Here is a 14,208-nt window from a genome sequence, read left to right on the forward strand (position 1 = left end):
CGTGCTCTCCCGCCTCATCGAATTCTCCCTCACCCAGCGCCTGCTGGTCGCCGTCGCCACCCTGCTGCTGATCGGCGCGGGTGTCGTCGCCTGGAACGGCCTCCCGGTGGACGCCTTTCCTGACGTCTCCACCACCCAGGTCAAGCTCATCATCAAGGCGCCCGGCATGACGCCGGAGGAAGTCGAAGCACGCATCACCGTGCCCATCGAACAGGAGATGCTGGGCATTCCGCATCAGCGCCTTCTGCGCTCCACCTCCAAGTACGCACTGGCTGACGTGACCCTCGACTTTGACGACGGCACCGACATCTACTGGGCACGCCAGCAAGTCGGCGAGCGCCTCGCCGGCGTCATGGACAAACTGCCTCCTGGCGCCACTGGCGGACTCGCCCCGATCACCACACCGCTGGGCGAGATGTTCATGTTCACCATCGAAGGCCCCCTGTCCCTGGAAGAGAAACGCAGCCTGCTCGACTGGACGATCCGGCCGGCCCTGCGCACGGTGGCCGGCGTTGCCGACGTAAATAGCCTGGGCGGAGAAGTACGCAGCTTCGAGATTGTCCCCGACCCTGCGGCCCTGGCAGCCCGCGGCCTGAGCCTGGCTCAGCTGCAGGCCGCTCTGGAGAGCAACAACCGCAATGACGGCGCGGGGCGCCTCAACGAGGGCGAAGAGACCCTGCTGGTACGCGCCGAAGGTGCGATTCTGACTCTCGACGACGTGCGCGCCATCGTGCTGGGGAAGAGTGCGGGCGGCGTGGTCCGCGTCGGCGATGTGGCCGAGGTCCGGACCGGCGGACTGACCCGCTACGGCGCCGTCACCCGCGACGGCGCCGGGGAGGCGGTGCAGGGCCTGGTCCTCGGCCTGCGGGGTGCCAACGCCGGCAAGGTCGTGAACGGCGTCAAGGCGCGCCTCGCAGAACTCACCTCGGCACTGCCCCAGGGGGTCAGGATCGAGGTCTTCTACGATCGCAGCGAACTGGTCGGGCGGGCTATCCATACCGTTTCCAAGGCCCTGGTCGAGGCCATCGTGCTGGTGCTGGTACTGCTCCTGGCCTTCCTGGGCAATCTGCGGGCCGCCGTGGTTGTGGCGCTGATGCTGCCCCTCGCCGCCCTGGCCACCTTCATCGCCATGCGTGGCGTGGGACTGTCGGCCAACCTGATGAGCCTGGGCGGCCTGGCCATCGCCATCGGCATGCTGGTGGATGCTGCCGTGGTGGTGGTCGAGAACATCGAGACCCAGCTATCGGCCAACGGTGCAGCCGCCCGCCAGCCATTGCTCCACCTGATCTTCCGGACCACCCGGGAGGTCGCTGCGCCGGTCGCGTCGGGCATTCTCATCATCATCATCGTCTTCCTGCCTCTGCTGACCCTGGAAGGGCTGGAGGGCAAGCTCTTTGGCCCGGTGGCCCTGACCATCGTGTTCGCCCTGTCGGCCTCGCTGATCCTGTCCCTCACCGTGGTGCCGGTGCTGGCCTCTTTCCTGCTGAAGCGGGGCGAGGCCCACGAGCCCTGGCTGGTACGCAAGCTGCAGGCTGGCTACATGCCCCTGCTCCACATGGCCCTGGCCCGGGGGCGTCTGGTGGGCGCCTTCGCCGGGGCTTCACTGGTGGCCGCGGCCGTCGCCTACCTGGCTCTGGGCAAGACCTTCATGCCCACTATGGACGAGGGCGACATCATCATGCAGTTGGAGAAGCTCCCCTCCATCAGTCTGGCCCAGGCCATCGCCACCGATCTGAAAGTGCAGCAGGCAATCCTGAAGGCTGTGCCCGAGGTGCGGTCCATCGTGGCCCGCGGCGGCTCCGACGAGCTTGGTCTCGACCCCATGGGTCTCAACCAGACCGACACCTTCATGGTTCTCAAGCCCCGGGACGAATGGCGCCAACCCGACAAGGAGTGGCTGGCGGATCAGCTGCGCGGGGTCATGGAGAACTTCCCCGGCATCGCCCTCACCTTCACCCAACCCATCGACATGCGGGTCTCGGAGATGCTCACCGGGGTGCGCGGAGACCTGGCGATCAAGCTCTACGGGCCAGACCTCCCCACCCTGAACCGTCTGGCCAGCGAGATCGAAGCCGTGGTGAAGGGCGTTCCCGGCGCCGAAGACACCCTCACCATCCGCAACGAAGGCGTGCAGTACCTGAAGATTCGAGTCGACCGCCTGGCTGCCGGCCGCTTCGGGCTCAATGTGGAAGACATCCAGAACACTCTGCGCAGCCTCCTCGAAGGCCGTCTGGCTGGCACCGTCATCGAGGCCAGCCGCCGGGTTCCCCTGCTGATCCGCGGCCCGACCAGCCTGCACCAGGATCCGGAGGCCTTCGCCGCAGTGCGTATCACGGCACCCGATGGGCAAAGCCTGCCCTTGGGCAGCGTAGCGAGCATCGAACGGGTGGATGGCCCGGTGAAGGTGGACCGGGAGAACGCCCAGCGTTACTCGGTGATCCAGTCCAACGTGCGTGGCCGTGATCTGGTCGGCTTCGTCGATGAAGCCCGCGCCGCGGTAGCTGCCAAGGTGCCGCTGCCGCCCGGCTACCGGCTCGCCTGGGGTGGCCAGTTTGAAAACCAGCAGCGTGCCGCGGCCCGCCTCGGCATTGTGGTGCCGATCGCCCTCGGCCTGATCTTCGTGTTGCTCTTCTCCACCTTCGGCTCGGTACGCCAGGCTCTGCTGGTCCTGGCCATGGTGCCCTTCGCCATGGTCGGCGGCATCTTCGCGCTGGCCCTGTCTGGTGAATACCTGTCGGTACCGGCGTCGGTAGGCTTCATCGCCCTGCTGGGCATCGCGGTACTGAATGGCGTAGTCATGCTGACCTACTTCAACCAGCTTCTGGCCCGAGGCATGCCCATCGACGAGGTGGTGGTGGAAGGCGCCCGACGACGCTTGCGTCCGGTGCTGATGACCGCCAGCATCGCCGCCCTCGGCCTGGTGCCGCTGCTCTTCGCCACCGGCCCGGGCTCCGAAGTGCAACGCCCACTGGCCATCGTGGTGATCGGCGGTCTGGTCAGCGCCACCGCCCTGACCCTGCTCCTGCTGCCGCTCCTCTACCGGCGCTTCGGCGTCACCCCCACAGCTCCCGAGGTGCATGCACCATGAACCCTGCCACCGACGCCGGCATCGTGCTGACCCTGGTGTTCCCCATAGAAGTGGAAGACGCCCTGCTCGAAACCCTGCTCGAACACCCGGAGCTGGCCCCCGGCTTCACCTCCCAGCGGGTCGAGGGCCAGGGCCAGCGGGTCACCTTCATCGGCACAGCCGAACATGTCCGTGGCCGCGCCGCCTGCTGCCGGGTGCAGCTGGTGGTGCCCCAGGCAAGTGCCGACCAGCTACTGGACATCCTGCGCCGAGAATTCGCTTCGAGCCGGGTGTTCTTCTGGATGGTGCCGGCCCTCGCCAGCGGGAGACTTTCCTGATGCGCCGCCTCCTTGCCCTGTTCGCCCTCAGCCTGCCCGCCCTCGCCCAGGCTGGCGCGGCCGCCTCAGCCCCCGACCTGCCGCCTGAATCCCAGGCCCTGGCAGCCCTGCGCGGCAGCCCTCTGGTGGACGCCGCTGGCGAAAACATCGAAGCCCAGGAAGCCCGCGCCCGACGCCTGGCAGCGGGCGCCCACGAATGGACCCTGAGCCTCGGCGAGCAGAGCCGCCGCGTCCGCACCACACCTCAAGGGCGTTACACCGAATGGGATGTAGGCCTGGAGCGGGCTCTGCGCCTGCCCGGCAAGCGCGATCTGGATGTCCAGCTGGGCGCTGCCGGCGTCAACGTGGCACGGATCGGTCGCGGGGATGCCCTCCATGAGGCAGGCCGTGGCCTGCTGGCAAGCTGGTTTGAATGGCTGCGGGAACAAGCCGCCGCTACCCAATGGCAGCAGCAGCGAGACAGCCTGACGCGCCAGGCCCAGGTGGTCAGGCGCCGCGTCGAACTTGGCGACGCGCCGCGCCTGGAGCGCCTGCAGGCCGACGCTGCCCTCGCCCAGGCCAGCGCCCAGCTGGCCCAGGCCGAAGGCCGGGCGCGGGTTGCCGCAGAGCGCCTGCGCCGCCACTACCCGGCCCTGAGCCTGCCCGGCGCTGTGCCGGAGATTGCTCCGGCCGCGCTGGATGGCGGCACCGACGCGTGGGTGGAGGCCATACTCCAGCACAATCATGAACTCGGCCTGGCCCGGGCGGAGAGTGCCCGGGTCCGCATCGGTGCCAGCCGCAGCGAGGCAGAGCGCCGCCCCGACCCGAGCATTGGCGTGCGCATGGCCCGCGAAAGAAGCGGCGAGGAGCGCCTGCTGGGGGTGAGCCTGAGCATTCCCCTGCCGGGCGAAGGCCGCCGTGCCGACAGCGACGCAGCCCTCGCCGACGCCCGAGCCAGCGCCCACCGGGAAGCCGCCGTGCGCCGCCGGGTGGAAGCCGAAGCCGCGGCCCAGTATCAACGCGCCGTATCGGCCCGCGCCGGCTGGCACAGTCAACAGTCCGCTGCCGAAGCCCTGGCAGGCAGCGCGGACCTGATGGAGCGCGCCTGGCAACTGGGTGAAGGCACGCTGGCAGATACCCTGGCCGCCCGCCGGCTTGCCCATGAGGCACGCCTGGCCGCCCAGCTCGCCAGACTGGAAGCCAGCGAGGCCCGCTACCGGCTCCTGCTCGACGCTCACCAGCTGTGGGCGGTGGACGAGGACGAGCACCCCGGGCATGGGGAACCCTGAAGCGGAACGCGGATGCGGCGGCGCAGCACGGACACGCTAGAATGTCGTTCGTCATAAGCGTCGAACGCCCCGTGCCCGCCTCCCTGCCCCCCATCATCGACGTAGAGGCCTCGGGCTTCGGCGCCGCCAGCTATCCGATAGAGGTCGGCCTGGTGTTATCCGACGGCAGCAGTTACTGCACCCTGATCCGCCCCGAAGCCCGCTGGACCCACTGGGACACCAGCGCCGAAGAGGTGCATCTGGTGAGCCGGGAGACCCTGCTGAGAAATGGCCGGACGGCCGCCGAGGCGGCCCGCGAGCTCAACGCACGGCTGCGGGGGATGACGGTTTACTGCGACTCCTGGTACCACGACTTCACCTGGCTGAGCCGGCTCTTCGATGCCGCCGAGTGCCCCCAGGCCTTCCGCCTGGAAGACATCCGCACCCTGCTCAACGAAGCCCAGGCCGAACACTGGCATGCCACCCGGCTGCAGGTGCAGGCCGATCTGTGCCTGCCCCGGCACCGGGCCAGCAACGACGCCCGGATCCTGCAAGCCACCCTGGGCCGGGTGCGGGCCGCCTGGGGCAGCCCTGCCCCGGCCCGGAGCGAGGCTCAGAAGGCCACGCGATAACTCACCCCGGACGGGCCGAGGAGCCAATTGCCGGTGCGCACACCCACGTAGGCACCGGCGGCATTCCAGGCCATGTCCTTCCACGAGAACCGGTTGCAGTCCCGCGTACTGTCATAGAACTCCTTGGCCACGCCAGGCACCAGGGCCAGGCCGACCGCCGTCCAGGTATCGTCGGACAGGCGCGAGGCCCCGACACCGAGCGCCAGGGACACCCCGAAGTGGGCAGCCTTGTCGCTGCCGGTCCAGTCGTCGTGGTGAGGTCCGCAAGCCGCGGCAGCAGTACTCAGGATGGTCAACAGCGCAAAGGCGGAGAGCCGGATTGGCAGGGTTTTCAAGAATCACCTCATCATCAAATAATGTGTCGTCAGCATGATACGGAAGTGTGTGACGTCCTGAATGCTTTTGCCTGGCGCACATGTCAGAATCCGGCGCACTATCGTTCAAGGAGCACGTGATGCATGAAATCCGGATCTGGGATCTGCCCCTGCGACTATTTCACTGGATGCTTGCGCTGGCCGTGACCGGAGCAATGATCAGTGGACAGATCGGTGGCAATCTGATGATCTGGCACGGCCGGCTGGGCATCCTGATCGCCGGCCTGCTCGGTTTTCGTCTGGCCTGGGGCCTGGTGGGGTCCACCCACGCCCGCTTTGCGAGCTTCGTACGCGGCCCCGGAGCGATCCTCGCCTACCTGCGCGGCGAATGGCGCGGGCTGGGGCACAACCCGCTGGGCGCCCTGTCTGTGCTCGGCATGCTGACAGCCCTGGGGCTACAGACTGCGGGCGGGCTCTTCGGCAACGACGACATCGCCTTTCAGGGGCCCCTGTACGCCCTGGTTTCCAAGGACACCAGCGACTGGCTGAGTGGCCTGCACCGCAAGGGCTTCTGGCTGATCCTGTTGCTGGTGCTCACCCACCTGGGCGCCATTGTGTTCTATCTGCGGGTGCACCGGGACAACCTGGTGCGCCCCATGATCACCGGTCGCAAGGCTGTCGCAAATCCTGACGGCCTGGCGCAGGCCCAAGGGGGTGGCATCGCGGCGCTGATCCTTGCCATCGGCATCGGGGTAGGCACGGGCTTTGCGGCCAGCGGTGCCTGGCAGCCCCCACCGCCCCCCGAGCCGGCTGCAGCACCGGCCTGGTAGGGCAGACCACTGCGGGCCCGCGAGCAGGCTGCGGTGCGAGCAGCGGGACTCGGGCAGCAGGAGAGAGGCTGCGCCGTATTGCTTATTCGTCCTTGCGGAACTTGTCGTGACAGGCCTTGCAAGATTCTCCCGTCTTGCCGAACTGCACCTTGATCGCTGCCACGTCCCCGGTGGCTGCCACCTTCTGCAGCTCGTTGGCTTCCTTCACGAACGAGACGGCCAACTTGCGGACCTCGTCCTGCTGCTGGAAGAACTCGGGCTTGACCCGGGTCTTCTGGCTGCCGACATCCTTATCGGTAGCTGCGCCAAAGAGGGCGCCCATGCCAGAGTTGGCAGTGGCGGCGATCAGGTTAGCTGCAGCCAGCACCTGGTCCTTGTTGAAACTGGAGGGGTTGTCGATGGTCTGGGCCTTGATCTTGCCCATGTTCCACGACATGAAGGAATAACCCGCCTTGCGGAACTTGATCTGATCTTCCGGCTTGACCTGGGCGCTGGCCCCGGTACCAAGGCCCAAAATCAGGGCGGCAAAAAGCGCTTGTTTGATCTGCATGAATTCACTCCGGTGTGATTGAAATCGAGAAACGGCCTGGCCGGTGCTCTAGCAGAGCCGGGCGCAGCCGCCGGGCGGATTATTCCATAACGCTGGGAAAAACCGCCCCCACAACAGGGTGAAATCAGAGCGGGCGCCAGACCGTCAGGGCACCGCGGATCTGACCTTTTTCATAGCCGAAGGCCCGGTCGAGGGGATAATTACGGGCCAGTTCGCTCTTCAGCCCGGCCTCGATCTGCTCTGCCGCACCATGACACTTGAGGCACACGTCACCAACGGGGATGGCACGCATGTAGCGGAACATCGGCTTGCCGTTCTCGGTGACGATCTCACCCGTTTCCAGGCTCTCGATCTTCTCTCCGGCGGCGGCGCGAATATTGAAATCGGCAAGCTGACGTGCTTCCCAGGTGTCGGGCGTGCCCCGCTCGGGATTACGGGTCTTCAAGCTGACCCGGGACATCTTCCAGCCAGTTTTTTCCGACTGCTCCTTGAGCAGCTGCGGCGCCTTTTCCTTGCACACCGGGATGGCTTTGACCACGCCCTGGCTGGCGACCGTCTCCTGCATCATCGCAACCACCTTCGGCAACACCGGCAGGGCATTCTTGCGGGTATCCAATTTCAGGGTTTCCACGTCCTGGGCGTGGGCTGAGCCGGCCACCAGCGCAGCAGTCACAAGAGCAATACGTAGCATGAGCGCGTCCTTTAATTAGAAAACTCTAATATACAGGATATCCGCTCAAGCTTGCCATTCAGATTTCAGACGGGACACCGTGCAACCAAATCACTGGCAGAAAGACCAATAGGAACCCCAACCGCGAGGAGCACACCATGGAATCCCAGACCCACAGCATCGCCAACTTGTTCGCCCAGCTCGGCCTGCCCAGCGAAACAGCCGCCATCGACGCCTTCATCGACACCCACTCGCCCCTGCCCCCTGAGCTCCGGCTGGCCGATGCGCCATTCTGGACACCCGCCCAGGCCCACTTTCTGAAAACCGAACTCGACGAGGACGCTGACTGGAGCGCCGTCATCGATACTCTCGACGCCCGCCTGCGCCACCGGGCCTGAACGGCCACCCGGCAGGCGAAGGGAACGGATGTTCAGTCTGCAAGCAGGAAGCGCTGGGGGTCGACGCCCCACTTGTCCGGGGCTTCGGCAGAGACAATGCGATCTCCCCCGCCGTTTCCGAGCTTGCGGCCCAGATCAAGGAGTTCGGGCTTGATGTAGCCATTGGATTTGGTGCTGAAGAACACCCGCAGCTTCGGAGTCAGCAGACTGCCTTCGTTCTGCTCTATCACCACCCCCAGGCGGCCGGACTCCAGCCGCACCAGGCTGCCCACGGGGTAGATACCTACACAGCGCATGAAGGCCTGGAGCAGCTTCTGGTCAAAGTGATTGGTGCTCCACTCCCACATCTTGCGCAGGGCCTCCGCGGCCGGCATGCCTTTGTGATAGCAGCGGTCGGCAGTGATCGCGTCATAGACATCCACGATAGCCGCCATGCGCGCCATAGTGGAGATAGCATCGCCCGCCAGCCTGTCCGGGTAGCCAGTGCCGTCCAGCCGTTCGTGGTGATGGCGGGTGATATCAAGGGGAATGGCACCGATACCAGGGGTTTCCAGCAGCACCGCATGCCCATCGCCGGGGTGCTGCTTGATCAATTCAAACTCCGCGTCGGTGAGACGCCCGGGCTTGTTGAGCACCTCATCCGGCACCTTCATTTTGCCGATATCGTGGAGCAGACCGCCGATACCCCCCTGGCGCAGCTCGTCCCCATCGATGCCGAGGGAGCGCCCGAAGGCGATCATCAGGGTGCACACGCTGACGGAGTGCAGAAACGTGTAGTCGTCCTTGTTCTTGATGCCGATCAGGCCCATCAGCGCCCCGCCATTGCGCAGCACCGACCCGGTGATTGCCTCCACCACGGGCTCGGCGTCATCAAGAGACACGGCCTTGCCCAGGCGTACGTCACTCATCATGGTGCGCACCACCTTGTGGGCCTGCTCATGGACGCGCTTCGCCCTGGCCAGTTCTTCCCGCACAGAGACGCGGACGATCTGCTCCTGGGGCGCAGACATGGCCTTGACGATCTCCTGCTCGACCGCGGCTTGAACCTGGTCTGCCGCCACAGCCTCCACATCATCGAGGCCACGCTTTGTGTCGATATAAACGTGCTGGATACCCGCCTCGACAATGCGGCGCAAGTCGCCGTCACCCTTCAGCACAAACTGGGCGCGCCAGAATGGATGAGACATCCAGTCGCCACAAAGCTCCTGGATAAACATGCCGGGCCGAAGCCGGGTCACTGGAATTTTCTTAAGCATGGAACGGGACACTGTGGGGAGAGAAGCGGCACGGCTCAAGGCCACCTGTTTTCCTTAACGGGTCTGTAACGGCCCTCAGCCGCCGGGCTTGAGCCCGTTTCGGTGCGGAGTGTGTCATACCCGTGCAAAAGTACACGATACGCAACCGCTATAATGCGAACTCTTTCCGCACTGCACATTCAATAGTTCATGGACATTATCCTGCTTCTGAAAGCGCTGATTCTCGGCGTGGTCGAAGGCCTGACCGAATTTCTGCCGATTTCCAGCACCGGACACCTGATCCTGGCCGGCGACCTGCTCAACTTCAACGATGACCGGGGCAAGCTGTTCGAGATCGTGATTCAATCAGGGGCCATTCTCGCCGTGGTGTGGGAATACCGTGAGCGAGTGATCCGGACCTTCTCCGGCCTGGGCCGACAACCGGAGGCCAACCGCCTGGTGCTCAACCTGTTCATCGCCTTCCTGCCCCTGGCCATCCTGGGGCTGATCTTCGGCAAGGCCATCAAGGCTTCGCTGTTTGCCCCCATCCCGGTGGCCACGGCCTTCATCCTCGGCGCCTTCGTGATCTTGTGGGCCGAACGCCGGCAGCACAGCATCCGCATCCACAGCGTGGACGAGATGAGCCCGCTGGACGCCCTCAAGATGGGCATCGCCCAGGCGGTGGCGCTGATCCCCGGCACCTCGCGTTCCGGCTCGACCATCATCGGCGGCATGCTTTTCGGCTTCTCGCGCCACGCCGCCACCGAGTTCTCCTTCTTCCTGGCCATCCCCACCCTCGGCATGGCGACCGTTTATCAGCTCTACAAAGAACGCGCCTTGCTGAGCATGGACGATCTGGGCATGTGGGTGGTGGGCTTCCTCTCGGCCTTTGCCTCCGCTTTCCTGTGCGTGCGCTGGCTGCTGCGCTACATCTCCAACCACGACTTCGTGCCCTTCGCCTGGTACCGCATCGCCTTCGGTATCGTGGTGCTGGTCACCTGGCACTTCGGCCTGGTGGAATGGACGGCCCACTGAGTCCTGCGCCCGTGACGGCCCGGACCGGCTCCGGGCCGTCGTCCCCGACGCCCTACCGCGTCCGGTTCACCAACCTCCATGACAGCCGGCGGGCCCGCAGCCTGCCCCTCAAGCTCTACCTGCCCGACACTGCCCCAGCCGGCCTGATCCTCTTCTCCCACGGACTCGGTGGCTGTCGCGAGAGCGGCAGCGCATGGTTGTCCCATTGGGCCGGACGCCGCTTTGCCGCAATCGCCGTACAGCACCCCGGCAGTGACATCAGCCTGCTCCGCAACAACTCCCCCCTGGCCCTGCGCCAGGCATTCCGCCTGGCCATGAACCCCGATGAGCTGAGTTGCCGCGCTGACGACCTGCGCTTCGTGCTCAAGCGCATCGGCCGGGAGAGGAGCTTCCCCGACGCCCTCAACGCAGTACAGAGAATAGGTCTGTGCGGGCACTCCTTCGGTGCAGTCACCGTCCAACTGCTGGCGGGCGAACGCCGTCCCGAACAACCGGCGCACCCCCTCGACCCCCGCGTAACCGCAGTCCTGGCCCTGAGCCCATCGGCCCGCCATGCCGACAAAGGCCCGGGGCTGGCCCACCGCTTCGGGCAGATCCACCTGCCCTTCCTGAGCATCACCGGCAGCCGCGACGATGGCATGGGCCTGTCCGACATCACTGCCGCCAATCGCGAACTGCCCTTCCGCCACATGCCGCCTGGCGACAAGACCTTGCTGGTCTTTGCCCATGGCACCCACCTGGACTTTGCCGGGCAGGCCAGCCAGGCCGAAGGCACGGTCTTCCCTGTCCGCCGCGAAGCACCGGCTTTCAAAGACAATCTGCTGGCCGCCAGCAGCGCCTTCTGGCGCGCCCACCTGGCCGGCGACGTCGATGCCCGCCACTGGCTGAGCACCACCTTTCCCGGCCAACTGAGGCCTGAAGACCGCTTCGAGACCAAATGATCATCTACCTCCACGGCTTTCGTTCCGGCCCCGAATCCTGGAAAGCCCGCAGTCTGGGGGCACGCATGGCCGCCCACGGCCTGGGCGAAGCCCTGTGGTGCGGCCAGCTCCCCGTCTCTGCCCGGGACGCCATCGCCCTTGCGGAAGCCCAAATCGCCCGCTGCCACACCCCGCCCACCGTGGTCGGCAGCTCACTCGGCGGCTATTACGCCACCCATCTGGCCGAAAAGCATGGGCTCAGGGCGGTACTGGTCAATCCGGCGGTGATCGCGCCCCTGTCCCTGTCGGCCTACCTGGGCACCCAGACCCATATGTACACCGGGGAGGCCTTCGAATTCACCCCCACCCACATCGCCGAGCTACAGGCCATCGAAGTCCCGGCCATCACCCTGCCCGAACGCTACTGGCTGATGGTCGAGACCGGTGACGAGGTGCTCGACTACCGCCACGCGGTAGCCCGTTATGCAGGCTGCCGGCAAAGTGTGCTGGATGGCGGTGACCACAGTTTCACCCGCTGGGACGACTACCTCGACCCCCTCCTTCAGTTCGCTGGACTTCTGCCCGAATGACGACCCAGACTCCCTCGGGCTTCGACGCCCGTCGCTTCAAGGCCCTGGAGCGCAGCGGCTTCAACCGTATCGCCTCCCGCTATGCCGATGGCGCGCCCCTGCGGGCCACCCTGCAAGCCGCGCTCCTCGACGCTGCCATGCTGGCCCCCGGTGAGCATGTCCTGGATCTGGCTGCAGGCCCCGGCCTGCTGGCCCGTGACGCAGCCCACCGGGTATTGCCCGACGGTTGGGTGCTGGCCAGCGACATCGCCGAAACCATGCTCGCAGAGGGGCTGCGGCGTGCCACCCTGGAAGGCTTGCCCGATCTCCTTGCCACCGCGTGTGACGCAGAACACCTGGCCTTTGCCGACGGCAGCTTCGATGTCGCCCTGCTCGGCCTGGGCCTGTTCATCTTTCCCGATCCGGGCAAAGCCCTGACCGAGCTGCACCGGGTGCTCCGGCCGGGCGGGCGCATCGCCCTTTCGGTGTGGAGCCCCAGAGATGACGTGCCACTGATCGCCCGCGCCCAGGACTGCATCGCCCGGCTGCTGCCGGCCCCCAAGGTACCGCGCCCGTCGGTGTTCCGCCTGGGCACGACCGAGGCTCTGGAGCCCCTGCTTCAGGCAGCAGGCTTCAGCCGGATTGAGTTCGCGCCCCACGCCTTCACCTGCCGGTTTGCCTGCGCCGACGACTACTGGCAGGCCTTCCTGGACCTGGCCGGGGGTGCGGCGGAAGCCCTGTCGCGGCTCCCCGAGGCAATCCAGACCCGGCTGCGTGACGAGGTAGCCACGGAACTCGCCCCCCACCGGGACGGGGACAGCTACGCCGTGGCCGGCAGCGTGCTGATCGCCACCGGGCAGCGCGCCTGAATCAGGCCTCCTCGGCCGACTCCGCCGCGGCCCCCTTGACCACGCCAAACCGGGCCAGGGTGCGCTCCCGCGCCTTGGCGTGATCAACAACCGGTGCGGGATAGTCGGTGCCGATCACGCAGCCGGCGAGCTTCTGGTCGATGGGCGGCAGGGTCCACGGGGCGTGGATGTACTTGTCGGGTACCCGCGCCAGCTCCGGCAGATAGCGCCGGATGAAGCTGCCGTCAGGATCGAATTTTTCTGACTGGGTCACCGGATTGAAGATGCGGAAGTAGGGTTGCGCATCACAGCCCGTGGAGGCCGCCCACTGCCAGCCGCCATTGTTGGCTGCCAGATCGAAGTCATTCAGATGCTCGGCGAAATAAGCCTCACCGGCCCGCCAGTCGATGCCCAGATCCTTGGTCAGGAAGGACGCCACAATCATGCGCAGACGGTTGTGCATGTAGCCGCTATGGTTGATCTGGCGCATCGCCGCATCCACGATGGGGTAACCCGTGCGCCCCTCGCACCAGGCGGCAAACAGCGCAGGATCGGCGTCCCAGGCCACCCGGTCGTACTCGGGCCGAAAGCTCGCCCCCACCACCCGGGGGTGATGCCACAGGATCTGGAAATAGAAATCCCGCCACACCAGTTCCGACAGCCAGGTGTCCGCCCCTTCGCCGCCAGCATCCCGGGCTGCCCGGGCCAGCTCACGGATCGACACGGTACCGAAACGCAGGTGCACCGACAGGTAGGACACCCCCTTCACCGCCGGAAAGTCCCGCCGGGCCTTGTAGCGCCCGATGCGTTTGAGGAAATCCTCGAACAGCCGGCGCCCACCGGCCATGCCCGGAACGATGCCCAGCTCGCCCAGGTTGGTCGCCTCGAAACCCAGCCTGGCCAGATCCGGCAGGCACTCTCCCTCCGGGAGGGGCGCCAGTCGGGCAGCATACTTGTCTACCGGGTAGGCCTTGAGATGAAAGTCGGTCAGCGTCTTGAGCCAGGCGCGCTTGTAAGGAGTGAACACCGAGAACGGCGCGCCACCCTGGGTCAACACCTCGGCCTTCTCAAAGATCACCTGATCCTTGAAGTCGGCAAAGCTGATTCCCAGCAGGCGCAGACGCTCGGCCACATCACCGTCCCGGGCAATGGCAGCAGGCTCGTAGTCCCGGTTGGCCAACACTACCTCTACACCAAGGTGCTGGGCCAGAGCAGGAATGGCGTCCCGCGCCCCGGCATGGCGCACGATGAGGCCGCCGCCTCGGGCCCGCAGAGCGGAGTCCAGCTCGGCCACGCAGCCAAGAATGAACTCCACCCGCCGGTCGCAGCGACTCGGCAGGGCATCGAGAATTTCCCGATCGAAAACAAAGGCACAAAATACCCGCTGGTAATTTTTGAGGGCGTGATACAGCGCGGCATGATCAAAGTCGCGCAGGTCGCGACGAAACCAGACAAGGGCAGCAGACATGGGCGGCAGGTCAATCGGCAGGGAAGCAATGGACGCAAGCATGCCCCAAAAGTTGCCGCTACAATCGGGCACCTCGGCTTAAAATAG

The 14,208-nt window shown here is 65.9% G+C and carries 15 protein-coding genes; 10 read left to right on the forward strand and 5 right to left on the reverse strand.

All coding sequences use genetic code 11. From position 1 onward, the window contains the following. The first annotated feature begins 1 nt into the window (after position 1). Genes PHI64_RS07045 through PHI64_RS07060 form a run of 4 tightly spaced genes read left to right on the forward strand, consistent with a single transcriptional unit; the run spans position 2 to position 5,284 of the window. The gene (locus PHI64_RS07045) at positions 2–3,088 is read left to right on the forward strand and encodes a CusA/CzcA family heavy metal efflux RND transporter (RefSeq protein WP_299880722.1); all 3,087 of its coding nucleotides are present in this window, start codon (positions 2–4) and stop codon (positions 3,086–3,088) included. Next, positions 3,085–3,405 carry a DUF3240 family protein gene (locus tag PHI64_RS07050; RefSeq protein ID WP_299880725.1) on the forward strand — a complete coding sequence of 107 codons (321 nt, stop codon included), beginning with the start codon at positions 3,085–3,087 and terminating at the stop codon, positions 3,403–3,405. Before PHI64_RS07045 ends, PHI64_RS07050 begins: the two co-directional genes overlap by 4 nt. Continuing rightward, entirely contained in the window at positions 3,405–4,673 is a 1,269-nt protein-coding gene (locus PHI64_RS07055; protein ID WP_299880728.1) for a TolC family protein, read from the forward strand. Before PHI64_RS07050 ends, PHI64_RS07055 begins: the two co-directional genes overlap by 1 nt. A 41-nt stretch (positions 4,674–4,714) precedes the next feature. Next, entirely contained in the window at positions 4,715–5,284 is a 570-nt protein-coding gene (locus tag PHI64_RS07060; RefSeq protein ID WP_299880731.1) for a hypothetical protein, read from the forward strand. Here the strand turns inward: PHI64_RS07060 and PHI64_RS07065 are convergent. Then, the gene (locus PHI64_RS07065) at positions 5,266–5,619 is read right to left on the reverse strand and encodes a hypothetical protein (protein WP_299880734.1); all 354 of its coding nucleotides are present in this window, start codon (positions 5,617–5,619) and stop codon (positions 5,266–5,268) included. The genes PHI64_RS07060 and PHI64_RS07065 overlap by 19 nt on opposite strands. Before the next feature lie 119 nt (positions 5,620–5,738). Between PHI64_RS07065 and PHI64_RS07070 the strand changes: the two genes are divergently transcribed. Beyond that, complete coding sequence (locus PHI64_RS07070; RefSeq protein ID WP_299880737.1) at positions 5,739–6,428, forward strand: cytochrome b/b6 domain-containing protein; 690 nt, start codon at positions 5,739–5,741, stop codon at positions 6,426–6,428. An 82-nt stretch (positions 6,429–6,510) separates the two neighbouring features. On the opposite strand, the gene PHI64_RS07075 is transcribed toward PHI64_RS07070, so the two are convergent. Further along, a complete protein-coding gene (locus PHI64_RS07075; RefSeq protein ID WP_299880741.1) occupies positions 6,511–6,978 on the reverse strand; it encodes a cytochrome c in 468 nt (155 codons plus the stop codon). 124 nt (positions 6,979–7,102) lie between these two features. Then, on the reverse strand, positions 7,103–7,669 hold the full coding sequence (locus tag PHI64_RS07080; protein ID WP_299880744.1) for a DUF3365 domain-containing protein: 567 nt from the start codon (positions 7,667–7,669) through the stop codon (positions 7,103–7,105). Between the two features lie 137 nt (positions 7,670–7,806). Between PHI64_RS07080 and PHI64_RS07085 the strand changes: the two genes are divergently transcribed. Further along, the gene (locus PHI64_RS07085) at positions 7,807–8,046 is read left to right on the forward strand and encodes a DUF2789 domain-containing protein (RefSeq protein ID WP_299880747.1); all 240 of its coding nucleotides are present in this window, start codon (positions 7,807–7,809) and stop codon (positions 8,044–8,046) included. Positions 8,047–8,078: 32 nt separating this feature from the next. Here PHI64_RS07085 and PHI64_RS07090 read toward each other — a convergent pair whose 3' ends face one another. Continuing rightward, the gene (locus tag PHI64_RS07090; RefSeq protein ID WP_299880750.1) at positions 8,079–9,302 is read right to left on the reverse strand and encodes an HD-GYP domain-containing protein; all 1,224 of its coding nucleotides are present in this window, start codon (positions 9,300–9,302) and stop codon (positions 8,079–8,081) included. A gap of 189 nt (positions 9,303–9,491) precedes the next feature. On the opposite strand from PHI64_RS07090, the gene PHI64_RS07095 reads away from it, so the two are divergent. Genes PHI64_RS07095 through PHI64_RS07110 form a run of 4 tightly spaced genes read left to right on the forward strand, consistent with a single transcriptional unit; the run spans position 9,492 to position 12,674 of the window. After that, a complete protein-coding gene (locus PHI64_RS07095; protein WP_299880753.1) occupies positions 9,492–10,316 on the forward strand; it encodes an undecaprenyl-diphosphate phosphatase in 825 nt (274 codons plus the stop codon). Continuing rightward, a complete protein-coding gene (locus PHI64_RS07100; protein ID WP_299880756.1) occupies positions 10,301–11,257 on the forward strand; it encodes a hypothetical protein in 957 nt (318 codons plus the stop codon). The genes PHI64_RS07095 and PHI64_RS07100 overlap by 16 nt, the downstream gene beginning before the upstream one ends. Next, entirely contained in the window at positions 11,254–11,826 is a 573-nt protein-coding gene (locus PHI64_RS07105; RefSeq protein WP_299880759.1) for a YqiA/YcfP family alpha/beta fold hydrolase, read from the forward strand. Before PHI64_RS07100 ends, PHI64_RS07105 begins: the two co-directional genes overlap by 4 nt. Then, positions 11,823–12,674 (forward strand): class I SAM-dependent methyltransferase, encoded by an 852-nt coding sequence (locus tag PHI64_RS07110; protein ID WP_299880762.1) that lies wholly within the window; start codon positions 11,823–11,825, stop codon positions 12,672–12,674. Before PHI64_RS07105 ends, PHI64_RS07110 begins: the two co-directional genes overlap by 4 nt. A gap of 1 nt (position 12,675) precedes the next feature. On the opposite strand, the gene PHI64_RS07115 is transcribed toward PHI64_RS07110, so the two are convergent. Then, entirely contained in the window at positions 12,676–14,121 is a 1,446-nt protein-coding gene (locus PHI64_RS07115; RefSeq protein WP_299880912.1) for a deoxyribodipyrimidine photo-lyase, read from the reverse strand. Positions 14,122–14,208 lie beyond the last annotated feature (87 nt).

Source organism: Zoogloea sp., from assembly GCF_028689785.1.
GTDB lineage: Bacteria > Pseudomonadota > Gammaproteobacteria > Burkholderiales > Rhodocyclaceae > Zoogloea.